This window comes from Bacillus sp. LR--39 (assembly GCF_053613335.1).
Window position 1 is genome coordinate 227,086 of sequence record NZ_JBSIOT010000001.1, and the last position, 14,019, is coordinate 241,104.

Below are 14,019 nucleotides of genomic sequence, written 5' to 3' on the forward strand. Positions count from 1 at the left end.
GAACGCCCGCCGCCCGGCTATAATATACTGTATAAAAAAGATTATTTCCGGCGGTATCGGGAGAAAATAATATAAGCATTAAATTAGCATGAACGAATGGGAGATGCTATACTAAAAATCATCATTTGACAATTGGAGGAATAACAAAATGGCTATCGTAAAAGCAACTGATCAATCGTTCTCAGCTGAAACAAGTGAAGGTGTCGTATTGGCTGATTTCTGGGCTCCTTGGTGCGGACCTTGTAAAATGATCGCGCCCGTTCTTGAAGAGCTTGATCAAGAAATGGGAGACAAACTGAAAATCGTTAAAATCGACGTGGATGAAAACCAAGAAACTGCCGGTAAATACGGCGTCATGAGCATCCCGACACTTCTCGTATTGAAAGACGGAGAAGTCGTTGAAACATCTGTCGGTTTCAAACCGAAAGAAGCTCTTGAAGAGCTTGTAAACAAACATCTGTAAGCCGAAAGCTTCCGTTACGGCAGGGCGATTCCTTTGAAGGGAATCGCCTTTTTTGATCTTCCAAAAGCTGAGAATGGAGAAAAACAAATGTTCGTGATACACTGAATGGACACGAGAAATGAATGTAAGGAAGGGTAACGTATGAATAAACAACTGAAAGAAAAGCTGGCCCTCCTTCCCGATCAGCCGGGCTGTTATTTAATGAAAGACCGTCAAAAAACAGTCATCTACGTGGGGAAAGCGAAAGTCTTGAAAAACAGGGTGCGGTCTTATTTCACCGGTTCTCATGACGCAAAAACCCAACGGCTTGTGACGGAGATTGAGGACTTTGAATATATCGTGACTTCCTCCAATCTTGAAGCGCTTATTTTGGAAATGAATCTGATTAAAAAATACGATCCGAAATACAATGTCATGCTGAAAGATGATAAAACCTATCCCTTTATTAAAATCACCCATGAACGCCATCCGCGGCTGATTGTCACTCGGAATGTCAAAAAAGACAAAGGACGCTATTTCGGCCCGTATCCGAATGTGCAGGCGGCGCGGGAAACGAAAAAACTGCTGGACCGCCTTTACCCGCTCAGGAAATGCTCAAAGCTTCCGGACCGCGTCTGTCTCTATTATCATCTCGGACAATGCCTCGCCCCATGTGTAAAGGATATATCTGAGGAGACAAACCGCGAGATTGTTGAAGACATCACCCGTTTTTTAAAGGGAGGGCATAACGAAATCAAAAAAGAGCTCAAAGCGAAAATGGCAGAGGCGGCGGAAAAGCTTGAATTTGAACGGGCTAAAGAATTCCGCGACCAGCTTGCTCACATCGAATCGACGATGGAGAAGCAAAAAATGACCATGAATGACCTTCTGGACCGCGATGTGTTTGCATATGCCTACGATAAAGGCTGGATGTGCGTCCAAGTCTTTTTCATTCGCCAAGGAAAACTGATCGAACGCGATGTCAGCATGTTTCCGATGTATCAGGAAGCGGACGAAGAGTTTCTGACCTTCATCGGCCAGTTCTATTCCAAAAACAATCACTTTCTGCCTAAGGAAATTCTGGTGCCTGACAGCGTTGACAGGGACATGATCAGCGAGCTGTTGGAAACCGCCGTGCATCAGCCGAAAAAAGGCCCGAAAAAAGAGCTGCTTTTGCTTGCGCACAAAAATGCGAAAATCGCTCTGCGGGAAAAATTCTCGTTAATCGAGCGGGATGAGGAACGGTCAATCGGTGCAGCCGAACGGCTCGGCGAAGCGCTGAATATTTACACGCCGCATCGGATTGAAGCGTTTGACAACTCCAATATTCAAGGCACAAACCCCGTATCGGCCATGATTGTCTTTATTGACGGAAAACCGAATAAAAAGGAATACCGCAAATATAAAATTAAAACCGTAACAGGGCCGGATGATTACGGTTCAATGAGGGAAGTCGTCAGAAGAAGGTACACGAGGGTGCTCCGCGAAAACCTTCCGCTGCCGGATTTAATCATCATTGACGGCGGAAAAGGGCAGATTAACGCGGCGCGCGACGTGCTCGAGAATGAGCTCGGCCTTGATGTCCCGGTAGCGGGATTGGCGAAAGATGATAAACACCGAACATCCAACCTTTTGATCGGCGACCCGCTTGAACCGGTGTTTTTGGAGCGGAACAGCCAAGAGTTTTACCTGCTTCAGCGTATTCAGGACGAAGTTCACCGTTTTGCGATCAGCTTTCACAGACAGATCCGAGGAAAAAGCGTCTTTCAATCCGTTCTGGATGATATCCCCGGAATCGGCGAAAAACGCAAAAAAATGCTCTTAAAACATTTCGGATCTGTCAAAAAGATGAAGGAAGCAAGCCTTGACGATATCAAAAAAGCGGGTGTGCCGGCCGCGGCGGCCCAGCTGCTGTTTGAAAAATTAAAAAAATAGTATTGTGCTTTTCTGAAAAATCTGCTAGAATGTGAACTAATTTCATAAGATCGTGTTATATGGTGAAGATAGAGGTGCGAACTTCAATAGTAAGCCTTTGGAGAATGATGGATTCTGCGAAAAAGGCTGAAAGGGGAGCGTCGCCGAAGTGTATCACATCCCATCGGTGTGATTTGCTGGCCTTGCATTAAATAAATGTAAGGCTGTCAAGAATTCATTTTCTTGGAGGGCTATCTCGTTGTTCATAATCAATCGTAATGATATGAAAAAGCAATGAGAGCTATTCCTCTCATTGCTTTTTTTATTGTGGACAAAACGCTCTTTTCTCCTCACCCGCACGAACCAAAATGTAAAGGGTGGTCTAGTATGGGTCTTATCGTACAAAAATTCGGAGGCACTTCCGTCGGCTCTGCCGAAAAAATTCAAAATGCCGCAAATCGCGCCATTGCTGAAAAGCAAAAAGGCCATGATGTCGTAGTCGTCGTTTCGGCAATGGGAAAATCAACCGACGCGCTCGTTAACCTCGCGGCTGAAATCACATCTGAACCAAGCAGACGCGAGATGGATATGCTTTTGTCTACGGGAGAGCAGGTCACGATTTCGCTTTTGGCCATGGCGCTTCAGGAAAAAGGATATGACGCCGTCTCTTATACGGGCTGGCAGGCGGGTGTCCGCACGGAAGCCGTTCACGGTAATGCGAGAATTACGGATATTGATATCACGGCGATTCGTTCGCAGCTTGCAGAAGGCAAAATTACAGTCGTTGCCGGTTTTCAGGGCGTAACGGAAGACGGCGGCATCACGACGCTCGGACGGGGCGGTTCCGATACGACGGCGGTCGCTCTTGCCGCAGCATTGGAAGCGGATAAATGCGACATTTATACAGATGTTCCGGGCGTATTTACGACAGATCCGCGGTATGTCCGGTCAGCGAGAAAACTGGCAGGAATTTCTTATGATGAAATGCTGGAGCTTGCAAATCTAGGAGCGGGTGTTCTTCACCCGCGGGCGGTTGAGTTCGCGAAAAACTACCAAGTGCCTTTAGAAGTGCGGTCAAGCACAGAACATGAAGCTGGAACATTAATTGAGGAGGAATCATCAATGGAGCAGAATTTAATCGTCAGAGGAATTGCATTTGAAGACCAGATCACGAGGGTGTCCGTTACAGGCCTTGCAAGCGGATTGACAACACTTTCAACAATCTTCACCGCGCTGGCAAAACGAAACATCAACGTTGACATTATTATTCAGACACAGTCGGACGATGGGGAAGCGGATATTTCTTTCTCAGTGAAAACGGAAGATGCCGCGCAAACGGTCGCCGTGCTTGAAGAATATAAAAACGCGCTTGACTATGAAAAAATTGAAACCGAAAGAAAACTGGCGAAAGTCTCTATTGTCGGGTCGGGCATGGTTTCAAATCCCGGCGTCGCCGCGGACATGTTTGCCGTACTGGCGGAAAAAAATGTACAAGTCAAAATGGTAAGCACATCTGAAATAAAAGTATCAGCGGTTGTCAGCGAAAATGATATGGTGAAAGCGGTCGAAGCGCTTCATGATGCGTTTGAGCTTTCTAAACAGCCGTCTGCCGTATAAACGGGCAGGCAAAAAGGCGGGACTTGGAGTCACCGCCTTTTTTCAATTATACAGGGTCCTTCATATCCCATTTTACGGTCAGGACGACTTTATCCGCTCTCTTTTTTACCTGTTCATAAGATTCTGCAATCTGATCGTTCATCAATTGAATCTGTTCGGCTATAAAACCGGCTTCAAGCTGAAAACAAGGCTCTTTCTGATGTTTGAGCCTGCTGGATACGAGCGGTCCTTCCAGTTCGAATTCCAGTTCTTGTTTTTTTGATCCTGCGTTTGTCAAAGTTCCCCAGCCGGCTTTTTCAAAAAAGGCGGGGATTTCTTCCCACGATTGAAGAGGAAATTTGCGGGCGAGGCGTTTTCCCGCCCAATACATCATGGATGAATGCTCCGGGCCGAGGATATCCGGAAGCACGATTTCCCGGATTAATTCGTAGCCGTATGCGCTGACGTCGAGTTCAGTTAAAGGTTCTAAAGCTGCTTCATAATTATTCTTCATATTATGTATTCCCCTCTCTCCTTCGTTTATTATAGCTTAAACATGGGGGAGGATTACAGGATGATCCTATAAAACACGCGAAAAAATGTGAGAAAGATATCGCAGGAAAATAAAATTTTCCCTCCAGATAATCAATTCCGAAAATTATAATTTATGTACACGTTTTCTTGACGCCCTTTTGAGGGAGGAGTAAAATGAAATTGTCAATAAATTTTAATAAAGTGCTTACAATTGAAACGAAGTGGGGGCAGAGATTTTAGTACATTTCGCACTTAAATCAAACAGGGGGTAAAGTAATGTCTGGGAACAGAGAGTTTTATTTTCGAAGATTGCATTCCTTGCTCGGTGTTATTCCGGTCGGCATCTTTTTGATCCAGCATTTAGTCGTCAACCAATTTGCCGCAAGGGGAGCGGATGCGTTTAACAAGGCGGCCGGCTTTATGGACAGTCTGCCGTTCAGGTATGCGTTAGAAATTTTTATTATTTTCTTACCTTTAATTTATCATGCGGTTTACGGTGTGTACATAGCATTTACTGCGAAAAACAACGCTGGCCACTACAGTTATTTCAGAAACTGGATGTTTGTGCTTCAGCGTGTCACTGGTATTCTCACCCTTATTTTCGTCAGCTGGCATGTGTGGCAGACGCGGATTGCCGCGCAGATGGGCGCTGAAGTCAACTTCGATATGATGGCGAATATTCTGAGCTCGCCGTTTATGCTCGGTTTTTACATTGTAGGCGTTTTATCGGTCATTTTCCACTTTTCAAACGGCTTATGGTCTTTTGCGGTCACATGGGGGATCACGGTCACGCCGCGTTCTCAAAGAATTTCGACTTACGTGACGCTGATTATATTTTTAGCGCTTTCATACGTAGGTTTAAAAGCGATTTTTGCGTTTGTGTAAGAGAACTAGATTACTAGAGGGAGAGGGGCTATCATGAGTCAATCAAGCATTATCGTAGTCGGCGGGGGTCTTGCCGGCCTCATGGCGACAATTAAAGCAGCGGAATCAGGCACGGCCGTTAAATTGTTTTCCATCGTTCCGGTCAAACGCTCTCACTCGGTCTGCGCGCAGGGCGGGATAAACGGAGCTGTCAACACAAAAGGGGAAGGAGACTCTCCGTTTGAGCATTTTGATGACACGGTATACGGAGGCGACTTTTTGGCAAACCAGCCTCCTGTAAAAGCGATGTGTGAAGCGGCGCCGTCCATTATCCACTTATTGGACCGCATGGGGGTTATGTTTAACAGAACGCCGGAAGGGCTCTTGGACTTCCGCCGTTTCGGGGGTACACAGCATCACAGAACCGCATACGCGGGAGCGACGACGGGTCAGCAGCTGCTTTACGCACTGGACGAGCAGGTGCGCAGATATGAAGTGGCAGGTCTCGTCACAAAATACGAAGGCTGGGAATTCCTCGGCGCCGTTCTTGACGATGAGCGCACGTGCCGCGGTATCGTAGCCCAAAATCTGACCAATATGCAAATCGAGTCATTCCGTTCTGACGCCGTTATTATGGCGACGGGAGGACCCGGAATCGTATTCGGAAAATCAACAAACAGCATGATCAACACGGGATCTGCCGCATCAATCGTTTATCAGCAGGGCGCTTATTATGCAAACGGCGAATTTATCCAAATTCACCCGACAGCAATCCCGGGGGACGATAAACTGCGTCTGATGAGTGAATCGGCGCGCGGCGAGGGCGGAAGAGTCTGGACGTACAAAGACGGAAAACCTTGGTACTTCCTTGAGGAAAAATATCCGGCTTACGGAAACCTCGTGCCCCGGGATATTGCGACACGTGAAATCTTTGACGTGTGCGTGAATCAGAAACTCGGCATCAACGGTGAAAACATGGTGTATCTCGATCTGTCGCACAAAGATCCGAAAGAGCTTGACGTTAAGCTTGGCGGCATTATCGAAATCTATGAAAAATTCATGGGCGATGACCCGCGCAAGCTTCCGATGAAAATTTTCCCTGCCGTTCACTATTCAATGGGCGGACTGTGGGTTGACTATGATCAGATGACAAGCATCCGCGGACTGTTCGCAGCGGGTGAATGTGATTATTCAATGCACGGAGGAAACCGTTTAGGGGCGAACTCTCTGCTTTCCGCTATCTACGGTGGAATGGTGGCCGGACCGAATGCGGTGAAATATGTTTCCGGACTTGAAACATCAGCGGAAGACCTGTCTTCTTCATTATTTGATTCCTATGTGAAAAAAGAAGAAGAAAAATGGGCCGATATCATGAAGATGGACGGCGACGAAAATGCTTACGTGCTTCACCGTGAGCTCGGAGAATGGATGACGGCCAACGTCACGGTGGTCCGCCACAACGACAAGCTTTTGAAAACGGATGACAAAATCCAAGAGCTGATGGAACGCTTTAAGAAAATCAATATCAACGATACGACAAAATGGAGCAACCAAGGGGCGATGTTCACCCGCCAGTTCTCCAATATGCTTCAGCTTGCCAGAGTCATCACGCTCGGCGCATATAACCGAAATGAAAGTCGGGGAGCGCACTATAAACCGGATTTCCCTGAAAGAAATGACGATGAGTGGCTCAAAACGACGATGGCTAAACATGCCGGTCCGTTTGAAGCTCCGGAATTTGAATATCAGGATGTCGATGTATCACTGATTGCGCCCCGTAAACGCGACTACTCGAAGAAGAAGGTGGCGAAATAATCATGAGTGAGAAAAAGATACGGTTTATCATTACACGTCAGGATACGCCCGAAAGCGCGCCATACGATGAAGAATTCGAAATCAATTACCGCCCGAATCTGAACGTGATTTCCGCCCTGATGGAAATCCGCAGAAACCCCGTGAATGCAAAAGGAGAGAAAACCACTCCGGTCGCATGGGACATGAACTGTCTTGAAGAAGTATGCGGCGCCTGCTCCATGGTCATCAACGGAAGACCTCGCCAGTCATGCACGGCGCTGATTGATAAGCTGGAACAGCCGATCCGTCTGAAGCCGATGAAAACATTCCCGGTTGTCCGTGACCTTCAGGTTGACCGCAGCAGAATGTTTGATTCACTGAAAAAAGTGAAAGCATGGGTGCCGATTGACGGAACTTACGATTTGGGGCCGGGGCCGAGAATGCCGGAAAAACGCCGCCAGTGGGCATATGAATTGTCTAAATGCATGACATGCGGCGTCTGCCTCGAAGCCTGCCCGAACGTCAACAGCAAGTCGAAATTCATGGGGCCTGCCCCGATGTCACAAGTGCGTCTGTTTAACGCCCATCCGACGGGCGCGATGAACAAAGCAGAACGTTTAGAAGCGTTAATGACAGACGGCGGCCTCGGAGATTGCGGGAATTCACAAAACTGTGTTCAATCCTGCCCGAAAGGCATTCCGCTTACGACTTCAATCGCTGCTTTGAACAGAGATACCAATTTACAAGCATTCCGTAATTTCTTCGGAAGCGACAGAGTATAAGAAAGAGAAAAAGAGCCTCTTCCGCACGGGAGAGGTTTTTTTATAAGGAGCTGAAGGTGATGAAACAACCGCAATATATTGATATCCCGTTTGAAGAATGGAGACAGTCGTTTTCTTTCTTTACTGAAGTATCGGTCCGTTTTTCAGAAACGGATATGTTCGGCCATATGAATAATGTAACCCCTTTCATCTATTTTGAAGAAGCCCGGATCGCTTATTTTAAACAGCGAGGCATGACGGCGCAAAACTCGGAAACGATGACCGTCGTCGCAAGCCAGCAGTGCGACTATATGCGTCAGGTGATGCCGTATGAAAATCTGCGGATTTATGTGAAAGCAAGCGCTGCCGGAAATGCGTCCGTCACCCTTCATTACCTTGGAGAAAATGAGTCGGGCCTCCCGTGCTTTACAGGTTCCGTCGTTATGGTTCAAGTGTCGAAGGAAAGCGGCAAAGCGGTCAGCTGGACGGAGCGGGAGAAAGGCATTCTGCTCGCCTGAACGGATAACTATTTCTCTAAGAGACGTCACCTCCGAAGCGTCCTTTACATATGATATCTTGACTATATAAACCCATTCGTTTCAGATTCGCTCTCACCTTAGCAAGGAGGGTTACAATACTTGAAGGAGAAAGATTTTCAATCAAAGCCGCTGCTGACCAAAAGAGAAAGAGAAGTATTCGAATTGCTCGTTCAAGACAAGACAACAAAGGAAATTGCAAGCGAGCTATTTATCAGTGAAAAAACTGTACGGAATCACATTTCAAATGCCATGCAGAAGTTAGGTGTGAAAGGGCGTTCGCAAGCTGTTGTCGAGCTTCTTAGAATGGGTGAGCTAGAGCTCTGATTCTTGCCGGTTTTCCTTCTTTTCGAGAAGGAGCCGGTTATTTGCGTTGGCGCCCGGGCTGATGGGCATGCGGTGAAAATCCCGTTTTTCCTTTTTCTCCGTCAGTCTTGCATTTTCTTAAAAAAAGAAGGAAAATAGACACGGAGCGCATAGCCCAGAAAGATCCTTGAGTGAGGGATGGACAAATGACATCAAAATCTGTAGAGCATGTTGCGGATATCGAAAAATCACTCCGCCATATCGCTGCGATCATTAAACAAAAAGGAAGAGAAATCCTTAACCAATATGCAATTACACCGCCGCAATTCGTGGGGCTTCAATGGCTTTATGAATTGGGGGATATGACAATAGGCGAATTATCAGGCAAAATGTATTTGGCTTGCAGCACGACGACGGATCTGATAGACCGCATGGAAAAAAATAAGCTTGTCGAGCGGGTCAAAGACCCGGCTGACAGACGGGTCGTCAGAATTCATCTTCTCGCTGAAGGAGAGCGCATTATCCAAGAAGTGATTTTGAAAAGACAGGCTTATTTGCGGGATATGTTTGCGACATTTTCCGAAGAAGAAACAGCCGCTTTCGAAAAATCATTATTGAAACTGCAGCATGAAATGAAAAGAAAATGAGGCGATTTTGTTGGAACAGCCGATAGGAGTCATTGATTCCGGGGTTGGCGGGTTAACCGTTGCTAAGGAAATTATGAGACAGCTACCGAAGGAAAATATCATCTATGTGGGAGATACAAAACGCTGCCCGTACGGCCCGCGTCCTGAAGAAGAAGTTCTTCAATACACGTGGGAAATGACCGATTACCTGCTGGAAAACCACCATATCAAAATGCTCGTGATCGCCTGCAATACGGCCACGGCCATTGCCTTGGAGGATATTCAGCGCAAAACGGATATTCCGGTTGTCGGCGTCATTCAGCCGGGTGCGAGAACGGCGATAAAGGTCACGAAAAACCAGCATATCGGCGTCATCGGCACGGTCAATACCATTAAAAGCAGAGCGTATGAGCAGGCGCTGCTCGGATTAAACGCAGAACTTCAAGTTGAGAACACGGCTTGTCCGCTGCTCGTACCGTTTGTGGAAAGCGGACGGTTTCTTCAGGAATCAGCGGAGGAAGCGGTTGAAGCATCGCTTGAGCCTTTAAAAGGTACATCAATTGACACCTTGATTTTAGGATGTACGCATTATCCGATTTTAAAAGATCCGATTCAGAACTATATGGGAGAGCATGTGAAAATCATTTCCTCCGGAGACGAGACGGCGAGAGAAGTGAGCACCATCTTGTCTTATAAAGGTTTGTTAAACCAATCGAAACATGCACCGGAGCATCAATTTCTTACAACGGGAGAGCGGAACGGCTTCGCAAAAATTGCCGAAGACTGGTTCGGCCACGAAATCGGCCATGTCGAGTGCATCTCCCTTCAAGAGCCGGTCAGAAAATAAATCAAAAAACCCGCTGTTTACGGCGGGTTTTTTTACGCTTCCCGGTCTATTTCCCGGACAGGGCTCGTATACATCATAGTACAAACAGCCTTAGGAGGGAAAAGTATGCTGAAAAAAGGACCTGCAGTCATTGCTGCAACATGTCTTACTTCGGCTTTTGTGTTATCTGGATGCGGTTTGTTTCAATCCGATAAAACAGCCGGGGAAATTGACCCGCCTCAAGACATTTCATATGTAAAGGATGAAGCGGGAATTCAGGCAAAACCAAAGCAGTCAGAGAAAAACGGCACTTCTAAAGCCGACCAGCCGGCCAATACAGTCATGCGAGAGCTGTATCTGATTGATAAAAACGGCTATGTCGCAGCACAGACACTGCCTCTTCCGAACAGTGAGGGAACCGCAAAGCAGGCCCTTGAGTATTTGGTTCAGGGAGGGCCTGTGTCAGAAATCCTGCCGAACGGCTTCAGAGCGGTGCTTCCTGTTGATACGACGGTAAATGTCGATATTAAAAAAGACGGCACTGCCGTCGCTGATTTTTCGAAGGAATTTAAAAACTATAAAAAAGAAGACGAACAAAAAATCCTGCAATCGATTACATGGACGCTTACCCAATTCAGCTCAATAGATAAAGTCAAAATCAGAATCAACGGGCACGAGCTGAAAGAAATGCCGGTGGGCGGCACGCCGATTACGGGCGACTTAAGCAGAAAAGACGGGATTAATATTGAAACGGCCGGAGTGAATGATCTGACAGACACCCACCCGCTGACTGTATATTATCTGGCGGAAACAGAGACGAGCGAATACTACGTGCCTGTCACAAAGCGGATTGACAATTCGGAAACAAATGACATCACCGCTGCCGTTGAACGGCTCGCCGACGGACCGGGCAAAGCAAGCGGGCTTTTGACGGACTTTAATAACGATGTTAAACTTCTCAGCAAGCCGAAAGTGAAAGACGGCCAGGTTACACTGGACTTTAACAGCTCCATTTACGGAAGCGCCGACGAAAAAACAAAAATGGTATCATCGGGCGTACTGGACAGCATCGTCCTCACGTTAACCGAACAGCCGTCGATCAAAAGTGTTTCTATAAAAGTAAACGGAAAATCAGAACTGGTGAATGAAAAAGGAGAATCCCTTTCAAAACCTGTTTCGAGGCCGTCACAAGTGAATACGGGTAGTTTTTAATTTGCGATTTTTGATATACTAGTAAAAAAGAGGTTAGCGTTCCGGCTGCCTCTTTCTTTATTCACAATCCGGAACAAAAGGTTTATGTACATATAATCGGAGGTAAAATATGAGACACGACGGAAGACAGCACGATGAGCTGCGCCCTATCACATTTGATTTGGATTTTATCACTCACCCGGAAGGCTCTGTTTTAATTACAGCGGGAAATACGAAGGTCATCTGTAATGCATCTGTGGAAGACCGGGTGCCGCCATTTTTACGCGGCGGAGGAAAAGGCTGGATCACCGCGGAATACAGCATGCTTCCCCGCGCGACGAATCAAAGAACGATAAGAGAATCTTCAAAAGGAAAGGTCTCCGGCAGAACGATGGAAATTCAGCGGCTGATCGGGCGCGCGCTCCGGGCCGTCGTTGATTTGGAGAAGCTCGGCGAACGGACGATCTGGATCGACTGTGACGTCATTCAAGCTGACGGCGGAACAAGAACGGCTTCCATTACGGGCGCCTTCTTGGCAATGGCCATTGCGATCGGCAAACTCGTAAAAAGCGGCGTTATCAAAACCTCTCCTGTGACAGATTATCTCGCGGCCATTTCTGTCGGGATGGATAAAGAAGAAGGCCTTCTTTTGGATCTGAATTATGAAGAGGATTCGGCAGCTGAAGTCGACATGAATATTATCATGACGGGAAGCGGACGTTTTGTAGAGCTTCAAGGGACGGGCGAAGAAGCCACATTCTCCCGTGAAGATTTAAACGGACTGTTAAGTCTTGCCGAAAAAGGAATCCAGACGCTTATTCAAAAGCAAAAAGAAGTGCTGGGAGAAATATTGCCTGAACTGAAATAAGAAAGAGAGGCCTGATCACCGTGAAAGAAGCCATTATTGCGACACATAATCAGGGAAAAGTGAAAGAATTCAAGGAAATACTCGAACCGAAAGGCTACAGCGTCTCTTCTTTGGCGGAAATCGGATTTACGGAAGAAATTGAAGAAACCGGACATACCTTTGAAGAAAACGCCATCTTAAAAGCGGAAGCCGTGGCAAAAGCCGTAAACAAAATGGTCATTGCAGACGACTCCGGTTTATCGGTGGACAACCTTGGAGGCAGACCGGGCGTTTATTCAGCCCGTTATGCCGGAGAAGCAAAAGATGATAAGGCGAATATGGACAAGGTGCTGTCAGAATTAAAAGGCATCGAAAAAGAGCAGCGCACGGCCCGTTTCCGCTGCGCCCTTGCCGTCAGCATGCCGGGGCAGGAAACAAAAACGGTCGAAGGTCATGTTGAAGGGTATATTGCGGAAGGACCCGAGGGGGATAACGGGTTCGGCTATGACCCCATTTTTATTGTGAAAGATAAAGATAAAACCATGGCCCAGCTGACAAGCGCTGAGAAAAACAAAATCAGCCACAGGGCTGAGGCGCTCAAGAAACTGTCAAAGCTGCTTGATTCATAAGGGGGAGCGTATGCAATGAAAGTGCTGATAATAAGTGACAGTCACGGCCTTGAAGACGAGCTGGAGACGATTGCAAAGCGGCACGAAGACGAAGCGGATCTGATGATTCATTGCGGTGATTCAGAGCTTGACGCCGCACATCCGGCGCTTACGCCATATCACACGGTAAAAGGCAATTGCGACTTTGGCGGCGGGTTTCAGGATGAACTCCTTCTGGACGCCGGTTCAAAGAAAATTCTGGCCGTTCATGGGCATCTTCACGGCATTAAACAGTCACTTTTAACTGTTTTTTACCGGGCGGAAGAGCTTGGGGCGGATATCGTCTGCTTCGGCCATTCACATATTGCCGGGAGTGAAGTGCTCCGGGGCAAGCTTTTGATTAATCCGGGCAGCATCCATCTTCCGAGAGTCCGCAATGTGAAAAGCTATGCCATTCTTACTCTTACAGAAAGAGAAGGCGCCGTGACATTTTACGACGAAACGGGTCGGGAATTGAAGGACTTGGGGAATACAATCAGTTTTTAACAAGTGATGGGGGAGATTTCATTCTTCCCCATCAAAAGTTTTTAAAAAAATATTGACTTATGATTTGAACCTGTATATAATAAATCTTGTCGCTGATACATAAAGCAAAAGCTGTCCCAGTAGCTCAGCTGGATAGAGCAACGGCCTTCTAAGCCGTCGGTCGGGAGTTCGAATCTCTCCTGGGACGTACAAAAAAAGAGCTGGTGACATCAGAGTGAAAACTGATGCCGCTGGCCTTTTTTATCGGATGACTATATTGTCAATTCGCTGATATCATGGTAAAATGATCAGCAGAACAATTTGATTTTCATGTCCCAGTAGCTCAGCCGGATAGAGCAACGGCCTTCTAAGCCGTCGGTCGGGAGTTCGAATCTCTCCTGGGACGTATAAAAAAACCTCAAGCCCTGACAATGGGTTTGAGGTTTTTTTGTATTTTATTTTTTATTTTACGAAACAAAAGTTCCGTATTTGATGAAAATTGTAAAGTAATTTTAATATAAATGAAACTTAATGTAATATTTACCGTGATAAATATATGTATAAAGATACTTAAGGCGCCCTTGAGTAATAAATTATCTAATTTCTATCATGCATTTTGTCAATAATCGATAGAAAGACAGCGGGAGGA

At 46.6% G+C, this 14,019-nt stretch carries 15 protein-coding genes, 2 tRNA genes and 1 riboswitch; of the genes, 16 read left to right on the forward strand and 1 reads right to left on the reverse strand.

Translation table 11 applies throughout. From position 1 onward, the window contains the following. Positions 1-148: 148 nt before the first annotated feature. The 3 genes from trxA (at position 149) to ACWHAR_RS01270 (ending at position 3,973) form a co-directional block, all read left to right on the forward strand. Positions 149-463 carry a thioredoxin gene (trxA, locus tag ACWHAR_RS01260; protein WP_003152560.1) on the forward strand — a complete coding sequence of 105 codons (315 nt, stop codon included), beginning with the start codon at positions 149-151 and terminating at the stop codon, positions 461-463. A 141-nt stretch (positions 464-604) separates the two neighbouring features. Beyond that, the gene (uvrC, locus tag ACWHAR_RS01265; protein WP_032873770.1) at positions 605-2,377 is read left to right on the forward strand and encodes an excinuclease ABC subunit UvrC; all 1,773 of its coding nucleotides are present in this window, start codon (positions 605-607) and stop codon (positions 2,375-2,377) included. Positions 2,378-2,438: 61 nt separating this feature from the next. Further along, positions 2,439-2,618, forward strand: a riboswitch (Lysine riboswitch). 125 nt (positions 2,619-2,743) lie between these two features. Then, complete coding sequence (locus ACWHAR_RS01270; protein ID WP_032873773.1) at positions 2,744-3,973, forward strand: aspartate kinase; 1,230 nt, start codon at positions 2,744-2,746, stop codon at positions 3,971-3,973. A gap of 46 nt (positions 3,974-4,019) precedes the next feature. On the opposite strand, the gene ACWHAR_RS01275 is transcribed toward ACWHAR_RS01270, so the two are convergent. Further along, entirely contained in the window at positions 4,020-4,466 is a 447-nt protein-coding gene (locus tag ACWHAR_RS01275) for a YslB family protein (protein ID WP_007612940.1), read from the reverse strand. A 296-nt stretch (positions 4,467-4,762) separates the two neighbouring features. Between ACWHAR_RS01275 and sdhC the strand changes: the two genes are divergently transcribed. From sdhC to ACWHAR_RS01340, 13 genes are all read left to right on the forward strand, one after another. Then, positions 4,763-5,371, forward strand: coding sequence for a succinate dehydrogenase cytochrome B558 (gene sdhC / locus ACWHAR_RS01280; RefSeq protein ID WP_003152571.1), 609 nt, complete (start codon positions 4,763-4,765; stop codon positions 5,369-5,371). Between the two features lie 33 nt (positions 5,372-5,404). After that, positions 5,405-7,165 (forward strand): succinate dehydrogenase flavoprotein subunit, encoded by a 1,761-nt coding sequence (gene sdhA, locus ACWHAR_RS01285; protein ID WP_003152573.1) that lies wholly within the window; start codon positions 5,405-5,407, stop codon positions 7,163-7,165. A 2-nt stretch (positions 7,166-7,167) separates the two neighbouring features. After that, positions 7,168-7,926 (forward strand): succinate dehydrogenase iron-sulfur subunit, encoded by a 759-nt coding sequence (sdhB, locus tag ACWHAR_RS01290; RefSeq protein ID WP_003152575.1) that lies wholly within the window; start codon positions 7,168-7,170, stop codon positions 7,924-7,926. Between the two features lie 59 nt (positions 7,927-7,985). Continuing rightward, positions 7,986-8,423 carry an acyl-CoA thioesterase gene (locus tag ACWHAR_RS01295; RefSeq protein WP_007612938.1) on the forward strand — a complete coding sequence of 146 codons (438 nt, stop codon included), beginning with the start codon at positions 7,986-7,988 and terminating at the stop codon, positions 8,421-8,423. A gap of 120 nt (positions 8,424-8,543) precedes the next feature. After that, complete coding sequence (gene gerE, locus ACWHAR_RS01300) at positions 8,544-8,768, forward strand: spore germination transcription factor GerE (protein ID WP_003152579.1); 225 nt, start codon at positions 8,544-8,546, stop codon at positions 8,766-8,768. Between the two features lie 185 nt (positions 8,769-8,953). After that, positions 8,954-9,394, forward strand: a complete 441-nt coding sequence (locus ACWHAR_RS01305) for a MarR family winged helix-turn-helix transcriptional regulator (protein ID WP_003152580.1) — start codon at positions 8,954-8,956, stop codon at positions 9,392-9,394. Positions 9,395-9,401: 7 nt separating this feature from the next. Then, the gene (racE, locus tag ACWHAR_RS01310; RefSeq protein ID WP_012118125.1) at positions 9,402-10,220 is read left to right on the forward strand and encodes a glutamate racemase; all 819 of its coding nucleotides are present in this window, start codon (positions 9,402-9,404) and stop codon (positions 10,218-10,220) included. A gap of 105 nt (positions 10,221-10,325) precedes the next feature. Beyond that, entirely contained in the window at positions 10,326-11,411 is a 1,086-nt protein-coding gene (locus ACWHAR_RS01315) for a GerMN domain-containing protein (protein ID WP_032873775.1), read from the forward strand. Between the two features lie 109 nt (positions 11,412-11,520). Continuing rightward, entirely contained in the window at positions 11,521-12,258 is a 738-nt protein-coding gene (rph, locus tag ACWHAR_RS01320; protein ID WP_032873777.1) for a ribonuclease PH, read from the forward strand. A gap of 11 nt (positions 12,259-12,269) precedes the next feature. Beyond that, complete coding sequence (locus ACWHAR_RS01325; protein WP_087920775.1) at positions 12,270-12,866, forward strand: XTP/dITP diphosphatase; 597 nt, start codon at positions 12,270-12,272, stop codon at positions 12,864-12,866. 15 nt (positions 12,867-12,881) lie between these two features. After that, a complete protein-coding gene (locus ACWHAR_RS01330; protein ID WP_032873780.1) occupies positions 12,882-13,391 on the forward strand; it encodes a YfcE family phosphodiesterase in 510 nt (169 codons plus the stop codon). Between the two features lie 113 nt (positions 13,392-13,504). Continuing rightward, positions 13,505-13,578 (forward strand) — tRNA-Arg (locus ACWHAR_RS01335). A gap of 124 nt (positions 13,579-13,702) precedes the next feature. Further along, positions 13,703-13,776 (forward strand) — tRNA-Arg (locus ACWHAR_RS01340). The last annotated feature ends 243 nt before the right edge of the window (positions 13,777-14,019 follow it).

Excerpts from the sequence above, each read along its gene's own strand:
- ACWHAR_RS01270 (WP_032873773.1), top strand. The coding sequence starts at position 2,744 with ATGGGTCTTATCGTACAAAAATTCGGAGGCACTTCCGTCGGCTCTGCC.
- ACWHAR_RS01315 (WP_032873775.1), top strand. The coding sequence starts at position 10,326 with ATGCTGAAAAAAGGACCTGCAGTCATTGCTGCAACATGTCTTACTTCG.
- rph (WP_032873777.1), top strand. The coding sequence starts at position 11,521 with ATGAGACACGACGGAAGACAGCACGATGAGCTGCGCCCTATCACATTT.
- sdhA (WP_003152573.1), top strand. The coding sequence starts at position 5,405 with ATGAGTCAATCAAGCATTATCGTAGTCGGCGGGGGTCTTGCCGGCCTC.
- trxA (WP_003152560.1), top strand. The coding sequence starts at position 149 with ATGGCTATCGTAAAAGCAACTGATCAATCGTTCTCAGCTGAAACAAGT.
- uvrC (WP_032873770.1), top strand. The coding sequence starts at position 605 with ATGAATAAACAACTGAAAGAAAAGCTGGCCCTCCTTCCCGATCAGCCG.
- sdhC (WP_003152571.1), top strand. The coding sequence starts at position 4,763 with ATGTCTGGGAACAGAGAGTTTTATTTTCGAAGATTGCATTCCTTGCTC.
- ACWHAR_RS01275 (WP_007612940.1), bottom strand. The coding sequence starts at position 4,466 with ATGAAGAATAATTATGAAGCAGCTTTAGAACCTTTAACTGAACTCGAC.
- ACWHAR_RS01305 (WP_003152580.1), top strand. The coding sequence starts at position 8,954 with ATGACATCAAAATCTGTAGAGCATGTTGCGGATATCGAAAAATCACTC.
- ACWHAR_RS01295 (WP_007612938.1), top strand. The coding sequence starts at position 7,986 with ATGAAACAACCGCAATATATTGATATCCCGTTTGAAGAATGGAGACAG.
- sdhB (WP_003152575.1), top strand. The coding sequence starts at position 7,168 with ATGAGTGAGAAAAAGATACGGTTTATCATTACACGTCAGGATACGCCC.
- ACWHAR_RS01330 (WP_032873780.1), top strand. The coding sequence starts at position 12,882 with ATGAAAGTGCTGATAATAAGTGACAGTCACGGCCTTGAAGACGAGCTG.